Source organism: Peribacillus sp. N1 (assembly GCF_054600815.1).
In genome coordinates this window covers 1226044-1241439 of record NZ_BAAHZO010000001.1, presented here as the reverse complement: position 1 = coordinate 1241439, position 15396 = coordinate 1226044, and the positions used below count along the sequence as shown (strand labels likewise).

Here is a 15396-nt window from a genome sequence, read left to right as displayed (position 1 = left end):
TGTCTACATTCTGAGACTTTCCGTTTTTGGGCAAGTCCTTTTGTCAGTCGCGCATGGATTCAAAATCATTCATGGCTTCCATATTTGAGTCTTTTTGAAGAATGAAGGCTTGGGACGGAATGGCAATTTGTACATCTTCCTGTTCCAATATCTCCATTATTTTAAAGTTCACATCTTCTTTGATTGATAAATATCCTCCAAAGTCCGTCGCTTTCGTGAAGAAATAAAGGTAAAGATTGAAACCGGAATGACTGAACTCATCAAATTTAACCAAAATCGTTTCCGGATGGACTTCAGGATGATCAATCAGCATTCTTTCTATGTCTTTAATGACATTTTCCAATTTTTCTTTTGGTGTCGTGACATTCACACCTAAATGGAAGGCAATCTGTCTTTTTCCCATCTTGGACCAGTTGATGATCGGTTCATTCGAAAGGGTCGCATTTGGGACTGTAACTAAAGCTTGGGCAAAAGTCCGAACTTTGGTGCTTCGGAATGTGATGTCTTCAATGGTTCCCTCAACACTTGGAGTTTTGACCCAATCTCCTATGGTAAAAGGTTTTTCGGTAACGATGACGATCCCTCCAAAGAAGTTGCTGACTGTATCTTTAGCGGCAAGAGCGAAAGCCAATCCACCCAATCCAAGCCCTGCAACGAATCCATCGACATTAAATCCCCATTCTTCAGCAATGATGGAGGCACCAAAAGCAATGATGATTAATTTTATGATTTTCGTAAAGAACGGCATGACGATTTGATCGACTTCAAGCCCGAATTTACTTACCAATTTCGGAAATAAAATGGTTAAGATCGAACTGATATTGAAAATCGTCCAAATTATTAAGAAGACAAAAAATGATCTGTATATTTTCGATCTTAATTCAACCGAAGGTGAGTCAATCGGAAAATAGTGCAGTGAAATGATAACACCAATCAAAACGATAAGCCATCTTACCGGCTGTTCTATAGCGAGCATTAAGTTGGCGGCAAATTCTACTTTACGTTTTTCTGCAATTCGTAGAAAGAACTTGAATATATATGTAGTAAATACTTTCCGAAGCAAAAGGAAGATTAGAAAAATGCCAATGGATATTCCTAATTTGGTCCAGGCTTCGATTCCATCAAATTGATCGAGTGATTCAGAAACTTCTTGCAATGTATTACTCCTCCAATGTATCTTGTAGTATTGTAGAATACTAAGATTATAATATATTCATGCTGAAAAAGGAAAAATAATCGATGATTACATTCCTCACGGGGATTTTGCTGTTCACTGAATACTTTTTCAAGTTATTAATGGCAGGGATATATGGTAATATGGATGCAAAGTGATTTTTTAAGTTTGGAAGGTGGAAATATTGACTAAGAAAATAGTATTTACCGGAGGCGGTTCTGCCGGTCATGTATCTGTTAATGCAGCAATCATCCCGGAATTTTTAAAGCATGATTGGGATGTTACTTATATTGGTTCAAAAAAAGGCATTGAAAAAAATATCATCGAAACGGAATTTCCCGAGGTCCGTTATGAAACGATTTCCGTAGGTAAATTCAGACGTTATCTATCAGTTGAAAATATGAAAGACCCTTTCCGGGTCATAAAAGGGATTTTTGATGCACGAAAAATATTAAAAAAGACCAAGCCGGATTTCATTTTTTCTAAAGGTGGATTCGTTTCGGTTCCAGTCGTTTTGGCAGGCAGGATGCTGAGAATACCGATTGCGATACATGAATCGGATTATACGCCTGGTCTGGCTAATAAGATTGCCATGCCACTTGCATCGAAAATTTTCACCACTTTCCAGGAAACGGAAAAAGACCTTCCGAAAGATAAGGCCATGTATCTAGGCGCTGTATTGCGCGATGGGATTTTTAAGGGACGCGCTACAGCTGGTAAGACATTCTGTGGATTCACGAATAACAAACCGGTGTTACTCGTTATGGGCGGGAGTCTTGGGGCCGTTAAAATCAATAATATGATTACAGATAACCTAGATGCTTTATTAAAGGATTACCAGATTATACACATTTGCGGGAAGGGAAATGTGAAAACGGAGTTGAAACAAAGGGGATATGCTCCTTTTGAATTCGTACATGAAGAATTATTCGATCTTTTGGCGGCTGCTGATGTCGTTGTGTCAAGGGCAGGTTCAAATTCAATCTTTGAATTCCTTGGTTTGCAAAAGCCGATGCTGCTTATCCCTCTAAGTGCCAATGCATCCCGCGGAGATCAAATTCTGAATGCGTCAAGCTTTGAAAAACAGGGCTTTTGTAAAGTCATTCAAGAAGAAGAGTTAAATGACCGGATTTTTAATGCTACATTAGCGGATTTATTGGAACAATCGAATGAATATCAGGAAAAAATGCGTCAGAAACGCCCATTCAAAACGGCAGCTGAAATGTATGAATTATTACTTCAAGTAATGGCTGCAAAAAAATAAGTATCAATCCCCTCTATGAAGCATATCTTTTTCGAACAGAGGAGGGGGTAGAATGGCTTATGAATATTCCAAAGGATGGTTCATTCAGCAGCTAAAAGCTGCAGGGATAAGCTATCATCCAATTGAGAAAAAAAAGCTGGAGCTGTATAAAACCTATATTCTTAGGCGATTATACGACGATTTGCAAAAAAGATAAATCATAAAAAAGAACCGCAACGTCGTTGACGTTGCGGTTCTTTTTATAGGAAATTACTTATAAAAGGAAAAAAACAGGAAATAAGAATACCTGCGATAGCCATTGCCGCACCTGCGACAGCCCCGGTGAACTCACTTTCCTGGGCAGCTTGAGCAGTTCCGAGACCGTGAGCGATCGTACCATAAGCGATACCACGAGCGAAGGGCATCGTAATGTTTAGTTTATCCATCATTTTTGGAGCGATCATCGTACCCAGCACCCCAGTCAAAATGACGAAGGCTGCTGATATATTGGAATTTCCGCCATAAAGTTCAGTGATTTCAACAGCGATGGGCACTGTAATGGATTTAACCGCCAATCCTTGGAGTATGAATTGCGGAAGAGAAAATGCTTTAGCGATGGCGAAGGCAATGATCAATGTGACCATAAGACCAAATATCATGCCGCTAATTGCCGGCATTGCATATTTAACGATTATCTTTCTATTCTTATAAAGTGGTACGGCCAAAGCAACGGTAGCCGGTCCCAGGAAATAGGTTATGATGTCTTTTCCCGGTGAATAATCTTCGAAGTCCAAACCGCTGATCAGCAATACGAGAATTATCGTAACAGTACTGAAAAATACGGGCGTCGTAAAAGGTGATGGATGTTTAGCATATATTTTCCTTCCAATGAAATAGGCAAGGATGGTTATCAAGATGCTATATGTTGTGATGAGCGCTGTCATGCTGCTTAACCTCTCCTCTATGGGATAGCTTCTGAACAGTCCAAGCTGAAACGATGAATCCAAATATCAAGCTGACTCCCAATGTAAGTGCCAATGGCAAACCGAATTTAATGAAAAGCCATCCCATTGTCATTAAACTGATTGAAATGGGGATGAAGAAAAAGGCTAGGTGCTTTACCAAAAATCCTGAAGTAAGTTCAATCCATTCGACTTTTATAACCTTCGTCTGTAATAAAACGAATAACAGAATCATGCCGATGACGTTGCCTGGTACGGGTAATTGAAGTAAATTGGCTAAATAATAGCCGAGCTTGCAAATGATGAGCAGGAAGATAAGCTGCACGATAAAAGCAAATGTTTTTTTCATGATTAAGTCCTTTCAATGACGCTTTGAATATATTGATGAATTGGTCAATTGTATTCATTATAAAAAAATATCCCTAAAAAGAATAGGGATTTGCAGCAATCTATCTTAAACATCCTATGTAAATGGAAAAAAGAGCTTTCCAGGTTTGGAAGCTCCGGCCATTATATGAAAAGATAAACAAATCCAAATTGAAATGTTCTTCGCTTTATGCTTCAAGTAACTGCTGTTCGTCATCATCATGCTGTCTAAGGATATGAAAGGTGTATAAATCTTTAGGGATTTCATACAAATCGTAGATATCTTCTTCATGATTGATTTGATCATAAAGGGATTTTCTTGTTTCGTTGGCATTGACGGCATAGGGAAGCTTTTCTGCAGCTTTTATAGAGCGGATATTTTTTTTGCGAATACGCATGAAGACCGTTTCCAAACCGAGCTCGAAAAAAAGCTCTTTGAAGAAAGCGTCTTTTGCAATGGCATTATAACCTTTTCCATGATAAGGCTTGCCAAGCCATGTGCCTAAGAAACCTGCACCATTTTCAATATCATATAAAGAAATACAACCGATGGGATTTTCCCATTCATCCAAGATTGTTCGTGAAATGAGTTGCCCAGCATCTTCGGCTTCGATCGTTTGCTTAGTGATGAAAACATATTCTTCATATGAATCTACCTTATGGCGCACGAAAGGGAAGACATCTGGATGCGTCATTTGTTCATAAAGAGAAAAACAATCTGTGAAATCTCTCTTTTTTAACATTTCCGTCCCTCCGTTTGAGGGCAGTTCTTATGCGTAGTCGCTGCCCACCCTCGAAATTTTTTAAGTCGTTCATCAAAAAATTTCGGGGTGGGAATCGAACCCACTAGAACCGGAAACCGGTGGCGCACCATTTGCCTTCCCTATTTTTATTGTCAGAAAATATGCAAATCTAAAGTACCTTACGAAGGTATAATACTAAAAAAAAAACGGTTTGGGAATAGGTTTTTTGCCTTTTTTTTTCGTCAAATTTCAACTTTTTCTTGAAGGGCGAAATCGGTAGGCAAACGTCTGCATTTTTCCTTGAAAAACTGGTTTTTCGCCCGCCTTTTTCTTTAAAATTCACCTGTGAATTGCATGAATAAAATGATTGCGCCGAGGGCCCATACATAAATGGAGAATATTTTCAGTGAACGCTTTTTTAAGAAATCGATCATCCATACTACTGCAATATAACCAAAGATTGCTGCGGCCAGGGTTCCGACGAAAAGCGCAGTGAGTGGAAGCCGTTCAACATCTCCAGTAAAAATCGGTTTCATCTGAAATACGATGCCCCCCGTAATGGCAGGAATTGAAAGCAAAAAGGAAAAATAGGCTGCAGTGGCCCTATCCAATCTGCAGAAGAGACCGGCGGCTATCGTTAGGCCGGAGCGCGAAAGAGCCGGCATGATGGCAGCAGCTTGGAAGGTACCGATAATCAGCGCATCTTTAATGGAAATTTCATTAAGGGATTTGGCCCCTTTTTTCACTCCGTCCGCTACCCATAAAATCAGTCCGGTCGCTAAAAATTCCCAGCCAATGGTGACACCTGTTTTTGAAAGGCCATCAAACCAATCCCCGAGTAAAATGCCGGCAATCACTGCAGGAATCGTCCCAGCAATGAGAAGCAGAGTCATTTTGGAGAAAGGATTTTTCAAAATGGCAATTATGTCATTCTTATAGACGACCAATAACGCCAGCAATGTTCCGATGTGGAGCATGGTATCCAGAAAAATTCCGGCCTCGTCAAGATGGAAAATATGCCGTCCTAAATATAAATGTCCAGTACTTGAAATAGGTAAAAACTCAGTCAAGCCTTGAATGATCCCAAGGATGAAGGCTTGAAATTCATTCAGCAAAAAAACATCACTCCATTCTAGAAGGTATAGGACAATCCATTATTTAAACTGTATGCACAAGAATGATGAACATGTCCGGATTTTATTTGCTATATCAAGAAAAAGCAGTCCAATTTTACCTGTTTTCGAATAAAATGAAAGGAAAATGAAACTATTTTTCATTTGATTCGTAATTATTCATATGAGAAAGGAGGAGAAGACACTATGCCTACTAAAGATGAAAGAGTGTTTGCTGCCCTTATTTATGTGATCAGCTTTTTTACAGCATTTATCGGTCCTTTGGTGATTTGGTTATTGAAGAAGGACTCGTCACAATTTGTGGATTATCACGGAAGGGAATACTTGAATTTTTTCATTTCCTACACCGTATATTCAATAGTCGCAGGGATACTCACTATAGTATTGGTTGGATTCTTGCTATTGCCGGTTATCGGGATAGCTTTAGTCGTATTCACCATCATAGCTGCTGTTAGGGCTTATGAGGGAACGGATTACAGGTTCCCGTTGATTTTCAGGATATTATAGAATGATGTAAAAGGATTCCGTTCATTCGGAGTGTTTTCAGACTGCAGGCAAACTCGAGGAAAAGCGAGTTTGCCTGCAGTTTTTTATTTAAAAACGTTCCAGTGGAATGAAGAAATCCGCTCCCTTTCCGCTGACTGCCTGCCAAGCCTCCTCGCCTAGCGGCTGCGGTGTCTCGGCTAGCCAGTAATTCGGCAGGAGTGTCGCAAATTTCTTCAATCCAATAAGGAATCATTAAAAAGACATTAGTCTTGTTTTTAAAATTGGGTAGAAGCCATTTTGTCTACAATAGGATTCCGTTCAATTCGGAGTCCTTTTTTATTTGAACCGTGTTGGGAAATGCCCTTCATTAAAAAGGGAATAGATCACATTAAAGCGAATAAAGTATTATGAAAACTACTTCCATGCACTTTTAGGAAGTGGATGCCGGGCGGATTGTTGTACTGCTAAAATGGCCGCCCTTAAGGCGGCAATCTTTCTTGTAAGCGGTGAGGAGCAGAGCGGGATATGAATATACGTGAATTTTATCAGAAAACGAGCAATTCAAATTTTCATGCATCTTGGATATCTCTTCTTTTGGCATTTGTATTTTTCATTTGCCATATTTTTGCGATGATACCGGGCAATATATTATTGATCACGTCTCCTTTTATTTTCTTTAGCATTGTCCAATTTATCAGTCATCGGATATATGAAAATAGAATGAAGGAATTGCCTGATGAACTCGTCGGGACGAATTCCGGGTTATTAAAAAATGAACATGTTTTATTGACTTTTATGCCAGCACCGACATTGCGCCTGCTCCTTTTTGCGCCTGATGGGTCACTGATGGGCGAGATACGGGATTTGAATATGAAGTGGTTCATGTGGATGATACCCAATTTCTTGTCGATGCTCATGACCAAGCGTTATGAACTGGTGGACCATGAAGGGCGTTTGCTGGCTAAGTACCATATCAAAAGGGGGCTTTTCAATAAAATGACGATCATGGATGACCAGGGCGGCATTATAGGATCGTATCAAGAAAATAGGTCATTCGTGAAAATCAATGGAATGATCTATAAGGCAGACGGTACGGAATGGATGCCCATTGAAATGCCGGGGAGCGTTAATTCATTCGAGATTGTCACAAAAGACGGGGAAAAGATCGTTTCATATCAAGAAGGCTGGATGCCTTTGGAGTGGGGGAAACGATTCAAGACTAATACACCCATACTTTCTTTTTCATCAAATGTTGCTGAAATTCCTAAAATCATCGTCTTTGGGTTCTGTGCAGCCACTCTGAATCATCGTTCAAATTGACTATGGTTACCCTTTAGCAAATCTTTTAAATATTTGATATAATAATAGGAGATACATAGATTAAATACATAATAAAAAGGTGGTAAATTATGAGTTTACTTAATGAGATTCTTGATTATAATGAACAGTTTGTAGAAAAAGGTGAATATGTTAAGTATAGAACGGACAAGTTTCCTGAGAAACGTATGGTCATCATAAGCTGTATGGACACTCGGCTCGTTGAACTATTGCCAAAATCCTTGAATGTCAAAAATGGCGATGTCAAAATCCTGAAGACTGCCGGGGCAATCGTCTCCCACCCATTCGGAAGTGTGATGCGGAGTATCCTTGTTGCTATTTATGAGCTAAAGGCAGATGAAGTATTGGTCATACCTCACCATGACTGCGGAATGGCATCAGTCGATGCCGATTCTGTAATGGACAAGATGATCGAACGTGATATACCAAAGAGCACCATCGATACACTGGGAGCTGCAGGAATCGATATCCGCAATTGGCTTCGCGGATTTGATGATGTTTATGAAAGTTGTAAGAACAGCGTCGAAGTGATTAAAGGACATCCTTTGATCCCTAAAAATATTCCTGTGCATGGTCTAATCATTTCGCCTGATACAGGGAAGCTGGAATTGGTAGTAGATGGATATTCGCAAGAACAAAAATAATATATTCATCGAGGCTGTCGGGATCATTCCCGGCAGTTTTTTTTCAAATTTTTATCATTGCTATTTATTTTTATCCTTTTTTTTGTTAAAATCGCCAAGTGTAGTTTGTCACTAATACAAACGGGTGGGCGAGGGATAAATTTAATAAGGATACAACATGAAGAAATTAAACTTGGAAACGTTTTTTCATTTTTCCGACTATGGAACGAATGGAAAACGTGAAATCCTTGCTGGAGTGGTCGGCTATTTTACGATAGTCTATATTCTCATCGTGAATTCCCTGATTTTATCGGAAGCGGGCATACCGATTAATGGTGCAGTGATCGCCACGATTCTTTTATCTGCTTTAAGCTGTGTCATGATTGGACTTTGGGCGAATGTCCCAATCCTTCTCGTTCCAGGAATGGGCGTAAATGCCCTATTTGCTTATACCATGGTTCAAGGAATGGGTCTATCTTGGCAATCGGCTCTTGGTGCTGTGTTTATCTCCGGGGTAATTTTTGTAATCATCGCTTTTACAAAATACTCTAAGTTAATCAGTGATTCGATTCCAAGTTCGATAAAAGAAGCCATATCTGTCGGTCTTGGCTTATTCTTGATGCTAATCGGTCTTGAAAAGGGCGGGATAATCACTGGAGGTTCATCATCAATCGTCGCACTCGGAGATTTAAGCGATCCAGCGGTGTGTGCAACGGTGTTGACCTTTTTATTGGCAATCACGCTGTTCATCAAGAATGTCCCCGGTAATTTCATGATTACCATCCTGGCAGGCAGCCTCATTGCCTATTGGTTCGGGACGGTTCAACTATCGGATATCCATTTTTCAGGCATAGACACAGCTTCCTACGGCGATCTTTTCTTTTCATTATCGTTCCTGGAAGCAAACCGGATTGAATTCTGGATAAGTGTATTTGCGATGACGATGGTTCTTGTTTTTGAAAATATTGGTCTTGTACACGGGCATGTAGACAGTATCAACCGCCAGGATGCCTATAAAAAGTCGCTGCAGGCGACAAGTGTGTCCGTTCTATTATCAGGCTTATTCGGTTCTAGTCCTACCGTTGCAACAGTAGAAACGGCAGCTGGAATCGCATCAGGAGGCAGGACTGGTTTTACTTCAGTGGTGACAGGCGTGCTATTCATTCTATCACTGTTATTTATACCGGTGATTAAAGTAATCCCTGACAGCGCCATTGCCCCCATCTTGATTATCATTGGCATTTTGATGCTCGGAAACATAAAAAAGCTGAATTTCAGTGATTTAACCGAGAGCATACCTGCAATCATGATCATCACGATCATTCCTTTCACATACAGTATTGCCGATGGAATGGCATTCGGTTTCATCCTGTACCCTTTCTTGAAGCTTGTAACCGGAAAAGCAAAAGAAGTGTCAGCCCCGATGTATGTGAGTGCCGGAATGTTTATCGTCTATTTCATCATCGGTATGATCGGTTAATTATTCAAAAGAGCGGTTGGAATGAGTTAATTCTTATTCCAACCGCTCTTCTTATTTGTTTTTTCGTTGGAAAAAATGGATTTAATGTGATTTACGCGATGACACATCCATCTTGAAAATGCTATGATATAGAATATTAAAAAATGATAAATGAAAAGCAGCATATTAGAGGATGTGACAGGATGATTATTGAAGGTTTAAAAAGCCATGGTTCAGGAAATGATTTCTTAATCATTGATGAATTGACTACAACCCTGACGTTTACTGAAGAAGAGCGGAAAAATTTCGCGAAGGCCCTATGCAATAGGGAGAAGCTTGGAGCGGATGGTATTTTGTTCGTAATGAAAAGTGAACATGCCGATTGCCGGATGCGTGTCTTTAATGCGGATGGTTCTGAAGCCTCGATGTGCGGCAACGGACTTCGCTGTGTTGCACGTTACGCGAACGACGTTCTAGGGCTAGATAAAATGATCGTGGAAACCATGAAGGCAGATCTACTCGTGGAAAAAACGGAAGATATTTATGAGGGCATTCCGACTTTCAAGGTGGAAATTTCACCAGTAAGTTTCAATGTGAAGGATCTACCTCTTGTATTGGCTAAAGAACAGCTGCAAAACGAACCATTGTCGGAACTTCATGATACACTGCTATTTTCGGCATTGGCGGTTCCTAATCCACATTTGATCACACTCGTCGATAGTGATGTTTTACAAAGTGATTTGCAGGAAGAACTTTCAACAAAGGTCAATCAACCAAATGAACTTTTCCCTGATGGTGTCAATGTCAGCTTTGTGAAAGAGCTGGAACCAGGGAGCATTTATGTGCGGACATTCGAACGGGGAGTAGGCTTCACGAATGCATGTGGAACGGCGATGTCGGCTTCAAGCCTTGTAACATACTCTGTTGGTTTAAACGCGTTGGAAAGTGAAATATCTGTCTACAATAACGGCGGAAAAGTGAAATGTGTCGTCCATCATGATGAAGAAAGCCAAAAGTATTCAATTGATTTAATCGGGAACGCAACTTATGAATTCAAGGTATCGATTGAAATAGATTTAGATCAGCCTGAAAAATTTGAAATGCTTGAAAAAGAGGATTTTGAATTGGAAACAAGCTTATATGCCAAGCTTCAGGATGAAGTGCAAAGTTATTTGAAAACAAAATTATAAAGAAATCTTCAAACTGTAGGCAAACTCGAAGAAAAGCGAGTTTGCCTGCAGTTTTCTTATTTGAAAAAGTTGCAGTTGATTTCAGAAATCGGTCCCCTTTCCGCCGAGTGTCTGCCAAGCCTCCTAGGCTCAAGCGCCTGTGGGGTCTCGGCTAGCCAGTTATTCGGCAGGAGTGTCGCAAATTTCTTCAATCCAGTGAGTTTTCATCTCATATAAAACAGTAAAAAATCATGTAGTGAAAGCCAGTCTTGTATTCTCTGTATTAAATTGAGAAAGGGTTTCGGGATGGGACCATTTCGAATCCCATTAGGTTGACAAACCCGAAGAAAAGCGAGTGCCCTACGTTCCAACGCTACATTTTACATTCCCTCAAGGTTGCCTAATAAATAAAGCGACTTCTGACTCTTTGGGTTTACTTCAGTTGTTGGTTTTTTTTTGTTTTAGGAACGACAAAACTTCCAAAAAGGCTGGTCCATTATCGACAAGTCTGTAATCCACAAAAGCACATCCATCCCTTTTTATTCTGTTTGGGATGGTTTCAATCGTATAGTCCTTTAACTGGAGATTTTCGTCCACTTCTTCCCAAAACAAAGGAGTAGCCACACCTGCGAAAGAATTTCCCCGTGGGGAATAAGGCTGGATGATGGTTTTTCCTTCACTATGCTGTACAAAGTCCAAGTAAAGTCGATTGTGCCGATTTATTTTCATTCTTTCGGTTGTAAAATCATTTGGATTGGAACTTGTTAAGTAGTCACCGAGAAAGTCGGTGAATATGCGTGTCTCCTGATAAGTAAATCTGTCTTCAGGCAGTGGGATGTGAATTTGCAGTCCTTTATTACCTGAAGTTTTTACAAAAGCTTTAATCCTTAATGATTCCATCACTTTTTTAATTTCCTGTGCGGCCTTTATTGCAAAGGAGAAAAATTCGATTGATGGGGGATCCAAGTCCAAGACGATTTCGTCAGGTCTTGTTTTACCCGCTTTCTGAAATGGGGCATGGAATTCCAATGCAAGCTGATTACCAAACCAAAGAAGCGTTTCAATATCGTTACACAGCATGTATTCGATATCCTCATCCATGAACGTTTTAATAAAAGCCGGCGCATAATCAGGTTTGTTTTTCTGGAAAAATCTTTCTTTATCCAAAGTGCCATGAGGATAGCGGATCGTCGTAAGCAGTTTATCCTTCAAGTAGGGTAAGAAGAAAGCTGAAACCTCTCGTAAATAATGAAGGTATTCAACTTTTACCACCTGTTTACCTTCAGTTATCCAAAGCGGTTTATCCCTGGAAGTTATTTGTACCGTATCTGGAAATGTGTATTGACCTAGCACAAATTTCTCCCAGGTACATTCATCGGGAGTCGTTTGTAAAAGCCATTGCGAAAACTGGGGTTCACGCAATTCATTTTCCTCGTATACGTGTAAGAATTGAACTTCTATGCAAATGGATGGATGGATATAAAAAAATTGTGCGTCTTCGTTTGATGCATTTTGCTTTATCAGTTGATGCAATATACTTTTATCTTGAGCACTCAGTCCATTTTTAACACTTCCGATTTTCGTTACGGCACCTTCCTTGAAAACTGCGAGGGAAACATAACCATTTTCTTTGTGCAATGCTGTAATGAAACAAGAAACGGTTTTCCAGTTTTTCACCTTAATCCAAGATGTAGTACGTTTTCCTTCTTGCCAAGTACCCCTAATTTCCTTGGCGACAACCCCTTCGCCATCTAATAGGGTGACCTTATTCAAGGCACTTTCCAAAACGTCAAAACTTTCTATTAATTGTATCAAAGCCTTATCGTTGGGATCAGGCGGAATAGGAAAGCCAAGTTTTGCCCCCATATTCAACATCAATTCCCTACGTTCTTCCATAGGTTTAGCTGCTAAGTCTTTTCCGTTGTTGCGAAGCAGGTCAAACGCTATAAACCGGCATGGGGAAAAGCGGGATTTTTCGGATATTAGGGATTGTTTACCAAGGCGTCCTCGCCACTGTATTTGAAAAAAGTCCGCTTTCGCTTCATTGGTAAGCCAGACCAATTCTCCATCCAACTGAAGCGGGAGATATTCTTCCAGGTCCAGTTCTTTGATGTAAGCAATGATTTCTGGGAATTGTGGTGATAATTCCTTCTCGTTCCGACTTGAAATGCTTATGGTATCGGAGTCTATCGTTAAAATAGCCCTAAAGCCGTCATATTTGACTTCATAACGCCAATCCTTGGAGCTGGGGGCTTCTGGGTAATATGTTGGCAGCATCGGTTTCATTTTTGTATCACCTCCGCAAATAATTGATTAACATTATTTTGCCAAAAAAACGAAGTGTTAGAGTTGGCAATTGTTTTTTCGGTTTTTTTTGAACAAAGGGGAATAATAAAATTGTTCTTCTCTTTAAAAATAAGTTATGAGGTGACGAATATGCATACGATGTGGAAGGGGAGCATATCATTCGGTTTGGTGAACATTCCGATAAAACTTCATGCTGCAACGGAGGATAAGGATATTTCTTTAAGGACGTTGCATAAGGAATGTCATTCACCGATTAAATACGAAAAAGTTTGTCCGGTATGCCAGAAAGAAGTGGGTAAGGATGATATAGTCCGCGCTTTTGAGTATACAAAGGGAAAATTTGTTGTATTGGAAGACAATGAACTAGAGCAACTGAAAAAACAAAACGAAGAAAAAGCCGTGGAAATTGTGGATTTCGTTAAAATTGAAGAAATAGATCCCATTTATTTCAATCGGAGTTACTACATGTCCCCTAATGATGGAGGGATAAAAGCTTATTCCCTTTTGAGGCAGGCCCTCAAGGAATCGAATAAGGTAGGATTAGCAAAAATCATCATTCGCTCTAAAGAACAAATGGCGGTAATCCGAGTCGTTGATAATACCTTGGTGATGGAAACGATTCATTATCCGGATGAAGTCCGTTCCACAGCGGATGTTCCGAATATCCCCGCCAATGATACCATTGCAAAAAAAGAAATCGATACTGCCGTATTATTAATAGATCAATTAACGACCACTTTCGATCCGACAAAATACACCGATGACTATCGAACCGCGTTACTTGAATTGATTGAATCAAAGAAAACGGGACAGACGACGATTACAGCCAAAACAAAAGAACCAGTTTCCAACAATGTAACCGATTTAATGGAGGCATTACAGGCATCCATTGACCGTACGAAACATGATGAACCGGAAAAGAAAAAGACGACCCGAAAGAAAGCGGCACCAAAAAAAAAGAAACAAGCTTAAACAGGAAGCTGAGCGGAAGACATATGGTGTCGCTCGGCTTTTCTGCTTGTTTTAGCAAGGAATCAGGCCTCTTATAAGGGAATGAAAGTGACTTTACAGGGAGGTATTTGAATAGGGAATGAAAGTGAAAATAGGTAAGTGAATCACGATTTAAGGATTAGAATGGAACTAAAAGAAAATGATGGATGATAATGAAGGCAAAAAAATTCGCTCCCTAAAGAGCGACAATGAGGAATTCAATCGTGAAAATCAACATATAGGCGAACAGTTGTAGTTTTCGACTATATATTGTGTTCATATTCTACCATATTTAATTCTGAAATAGCAACAAAATTACTGAAACTAACCTATGAATTTTTCTGGAAATCAATGATATTTCGCCCATTTAACGGCTCATGTGGCTTTTTCACTTCATATATTTTTAAAAACTACTGAATATAATGGATTTTTAGTATAATTTATACATATAGGATGATATAAATTAAATATGAATGGAAGATGCAAAATGGAAAATGGAAAAATCAAATCACTTCAGGCCGGAAAGCCGAAACATGAAAGTTTTTCGAATGTCGATATCTTTTCAGCCATGGATAAACAAGCACAGGATAATGTGACAGTGACTAAATCAGGCATAATTGGTGATGGGGTAGGTAATGAAAAGTTCCATGGAGGTCCTGATCGGGCTTTGTGCTTTTACCCCTTTGAGCATTATTCATTATGGAATGAAAGATTCTCTAAAAAGCTGGATATCCCAGCATTCGGTGAAAATTTAACCGTAGCGGGGATGAGAGAAGAAACCACGTATATCGGCGATATTTATCAAATAGGCGAAGTGATTGTTCAAATTAACCAGGGGAGGATACCTTGTTCGACCATTTCCCACTTCAATCAAGAACCTAAGTTTTTGGAACTAGTGCTGAAAACGAGTTTCACTGGTTATTTTGCAAGAGTACTTCAAGAAGGAACGATAAATAAACAAAACGAGATCGTACTAATAGATCGTTTGCAAGAAAAAATTTCAGTTCATTATGCAGCAGAGGTAATCCTTCATAAACGAGATGGGCTGGAAGGCGCCAAGGCTTTACTTACTCTGGACCCATTAGCGGAAGACTGGAAACAAAGAATCTTGAAGAGGGTTCAGGCTGCAAAAGATTGAATCATTTTTGCAAAAGTGAAAAAAATGTCGATCAGGTATTGAAATTGACAGATTATTAATGTAAATTAAATATAATCTAATTTTGAAATCTTGTGAAAATTATATAAATGGATCTTATCGAGAGAGGTGGAGGGACTGGCCCGAAGAAACCTCAGCAACCAGCTTAGGCAAAGGTGCTAAATCCAGCAAGCAGAGCTTGATAGATGAGGAGAATGTTTCAAAAAACCTTCTTCTTTGAGAAGGTTTTTTTTTCCTTTTCTCTCAT

General features: G+C 39.6%; 16 protein-coding genes and 1 riboswitch. Of the genes, 9 read left to right on the top strand and 7 right to left on the bottom strand.

Annotated features, from left to right (window positions below; all coding sequences use genetic code 11):
* Positions 1–43: 43 nt before the first annotated feature.
* On the bottom strand, positions 44–1156 hold the full coding sequence (locus ACYP5M_RS05875) for a mechanosensitive ion channel family protein (protein ID WP_232783017.1): 1113 nt from the start codon (positions 1154–1156) through the stop codon (positions 44–46).
* A gap of 193 nt (positions 1157–1349) precedes the next feature.
* Here ACYP5M_RS05875 and ACYP5M_RS05870 point away from each other — a divergent pair, with 193 nt between their 5' ends.
* Both ACYP5M_RS05870 and ACYP5M_RS05865 read left to right on the top strand, forming a co-directional pair.
* On the top strand, positions 1350–2438 hold the full coding sequence (locus ACYP5M_RS05870) for an undecaprenyldiphospho-muramoylpentapeptide beta-N-acetylglucosaminyltransferase (protein WP_459734779.1): 1089 nt from the start codon (positions 1350–1352) through the stop codon (positions 2436–2438).
* A gap of 52 nt (positions 2439–2490) precedes the next feature.
* The gene (locus tag ACYP5M_RS05865; RefSeq protein WP_101225224.1) at positions 2491–2634 is read left to right on the top strand and encodes a DUF2639 domain-containing protein; all 144 of its coding nucleotides are present in this window, start codon (positions 2491–2493) and stop codon (positions 2632–2634) included.
* 43 nt (positions 2635–2677) lie between these two features.
* On the opposite strand, the gene ACYP5M_RS05860 is transcribed toward ACYP5M_RS05865, so the two are convergent.
* The 4 genes from ACYP5M_RS05860 to ACYP5M_RS05845 all read right to left on the bottom strand — a co-directional run bounded on the left by ACYP5M_RS05860 (position 2678) and on the right by ACYP5M_RS05845 (position 5600).
* A complete protein-coding gene (locus tag ACYP5M_RS05860; protein WP_101225223.1) occupies positions 2678–3361 on the bottom strand; it encodes an LrgB family protein in 684 nt (227 codons plus the stop codon).
* Positions 3336–3728 carry a CidA/LrgA family protein gene (locus ACYP5M_RS05855; protein ID WP_434167154.1) on the bottom strand — a complete coding sequence of 131 codons (393 nt, stop codon included), beginning with the start codon at positions 3726–3728 and terminating at the stop codon, positions 3336–3338. The genes ACYP5M_RS05860 and ACYP5M_RS05855 overlap by 26 nt, the downstream gene beginning before the upstream one ends.
* Positions 3729–3933: 205 nt before the next feature.
* Complete coding sequence (locus tag ACYP5M_RS05850) at positions 3934–4488, bottom strand: GNAT family N-acetyltransferase (protein ID WP_101225221.1); 555 nt, start codon at positions 4486–4488, stop codon at positions 3934–3936.
* 332 nt (positions 4489–4820) lie between these two features.
* Entirely contained in the window at positions 4821–5600 is a 780-nt protein-coding gene (locus ACYP5M_RS05845) for an undecaprenyl-diphosphate phosphatase (RefSeq protein ID WP_101225332.1), read from the bottom strand.
* Between the two features lie 207 nt (positions 5601–5807).
* Between ACYP5M_RS05845 and ACYP5M_RS05840 the strand changes: the two genes are divergently transcribed.
* Positions 5808–6128: a DUF4870 domain-containing protein gene (locus ACYP5M_RS05840; RefSeq protein ID WP_034311189.1), complete on the top strand. Its 321-nt coding sequence runs from the start codon at positions 5808–5810 to the stop codon at positions 6126–6128.
* Between the two features lie 87 nt (positions 6129–6215).
* On the opposite strand, the gene ACYP5M_RS05835 is transcribed toward ACYP5M_RS05840, so the two are convergent.
* Positions 6216–6344 (bottom strand): hypothetical protein, encoded by a 129-nt coding sequence (locus ACYP5M_RS05835; protein ID WP_452445241.1) that lies wholly within the window; start codon positions 6342–6344, stop codon positions 6216–6218.
* A gap of 288 nt (positions 6345–6632) precedes the next feature.
* On the opposite strand from ACYP5M_RS05835, the gene ACYP5M_RS05830 reads away from it, so the two are divergent.
* The 4 genes from ACYP5M_RS05830 (at position 6633) to dapF (ending at position 10717) form a co-directional block, all read left to right on the top strand.
* Entirely contained in the window at positions 6633–7427 is a 795-nt protein-coding gene (locus tag ACYP5M_RS05830; RefSeq protein ID WP_434167152.1) for a hypothetical protein, read from the top strand.
* Between the two features lie 89 nt (positions 7428–7516).
* On the top strand, positions 7517–8089 hold the full coding sequence (locus ACYP5M_RS05825) for a beta-class carbonic anhydrase (protein WP_101225218.1): 573 nt from the start codon (positions 7517–7519) through the stop codon (positions 8087–8089).
* Positions 8090–8246: 157 nt separating this feature from the next.
* Complete coding sequence (locus ACYP5M_RS05820; RefSeq protein WP_101225217.1) at positions 8247–9548, top strand: NCS2 family permease; 1302 nt, start codon at positions 8247–8249, stop codon at positions 9546–9548.
* Between the two features lie 182 nt (positions 9549–9730).
* Complete coding sequence (gene dapF, locus ACYP5M_RS05815; RefSeq protein ID WP_459734778.1) at positions 9731–10717, top strand: diaminopimelate epimerase; 987 nt, start codon at positions 9731–9733, stop codon at positions 10715–10717.
* Positions 10718–11134: 417 nt separating this feature from the next.
* Here dapF and ligD read toward each other — a convergent pair whose 3' ends face one another.
* Positions 11135–12982 carry a DNA ligase D gene (ligD, locus tag ACYP5M_RS05810; protein WP_459734777.1) on the bottom strand — a complete coding sequence of 616 codons (1848 nt, stop codon included), beginning with the start codon at positions 12980–12982 and terminating at the stop codon, positions 11135–11137.
* Positions 12983–13132: 150 nt separating this feature from the next.
* Between ligD and ku the strand changes: the two genes are divergently transcribed.
* Together ku and ACYP5M_RS05800 are read left to right on the top strand one after the other, a co-directional pair.
* On the top strand, positions 13133–13975 hold the full coding sequence (ku, locus tag ACYP5M_RS05805; RefSeq protein ID WP_101225214.1) for a non-homologous end joining protein Ku: 843 nt from the start codon (positions 13133–13135) through the stop codon (positions 13973–13975).
* Positions 13976–14480: 505 nt separating this feature from the next.
* Complete coding sequence (locus tag ACYP5M_RS05800) at positions 14481–15131, top strand: MOSC domain-containing protein (RefSeq protein ID WP_452445237.1); 651 nt, start codon at positions 14481–14483, stop codon at positions 15129–15131.
* A gap of 111 nt (positions 15132–15242) precedes the next feature.
* Positions 15243–15341: riboswitch (SAM riboswitch) on the top strand.
* The last annotated feature ends 55 nt before the right edge of the window (positions 15342–15396 follow it).

Bases quoted from the DNA above. Each gene is read 5' to 3' on its own strand.
- ACYP5M_RS05830 (WP_434167152.1), top strand. From the start codon at position 6,633: ATGAATATACGTGAATTTTATCAGAAAACGAGCAATTCAAATTTTCAT.
- ku (WP_101225214.1), top strand. From the start codon at position 13,133: ATGCATACGATGTGGAAGGGGAGCATATCATTCGGTTTGGTGAACATT.
- ACYP5M_RS05820 (WP_101225217.1), top strand. From the start codon at position 8,247: ATGAAGAAATTAAACTTGGAAACGTTTTTTCATTTTTCCGACTATGGA.
- ACYP5M_RS05855 (WP_434167154.1), bottom strand. From the start codon at position 3,728: ATGAAAAAAACATTTGCTTTTATCGTGCAGCTTATCTTCCTGCTCATC.
- ACYP5M_RS05860 (WP_101225223.1), bottom strand. From the start codon at position 3,361: ATGACAGCGCTCATCACAACATATAGCATCTTGATAACCATCCTTGCC.
- ligD (WP_459734777.1), bottom strand. From the start codon at position 12,982: ATGAAACCGATGCTGCCAACATATTACCCAGAAGCCCCCAGCTCCAAG.
- ACYP5M_RS05800 (WP_452445237.1), top strand. From the start codon at position 14,481: ATGGAAAATGGAAAAATCAAATCACTTCAGGCCGGAAAGCCGAAACAT.
- ACYP5M_RS05850 (WP_101225221.1), bottom strand. From the start codon at position 4,488: ATGTTAAAAAAGAGAGATTTCACAGATTGTTTTTCTCTTTATGAACAA.
- ACYP5M_RS05825 (WP_101225218.1), top strand. From the start codon at position 7,517: ATGAGTTTACTTAATGAGATTCTTGATTATAATGAACAGTTTGTAGAA.
- ACYP5M_RS05865 (WP_101225224.1), top strand. From the start codon at position 2,491: ATGGCTTATGAATATTCCAAAGGATGGTTCATTCAGCAGCTAAAAGCT.
- dapF (WP_459734778.1), top strand. From the start codon at position 9,731: ATGATTATTGAAGGTTTAAAAAGCCATGGTTCAGGAAATGATTTCTTA.
- ACYP5M_RS05840 (WP_034311189.1), top strand. From the start codon at position 5,808: ATGCCTACTAAAGATGAAAGAGTGTTTGCTGCCCTTATTTATGTGATC.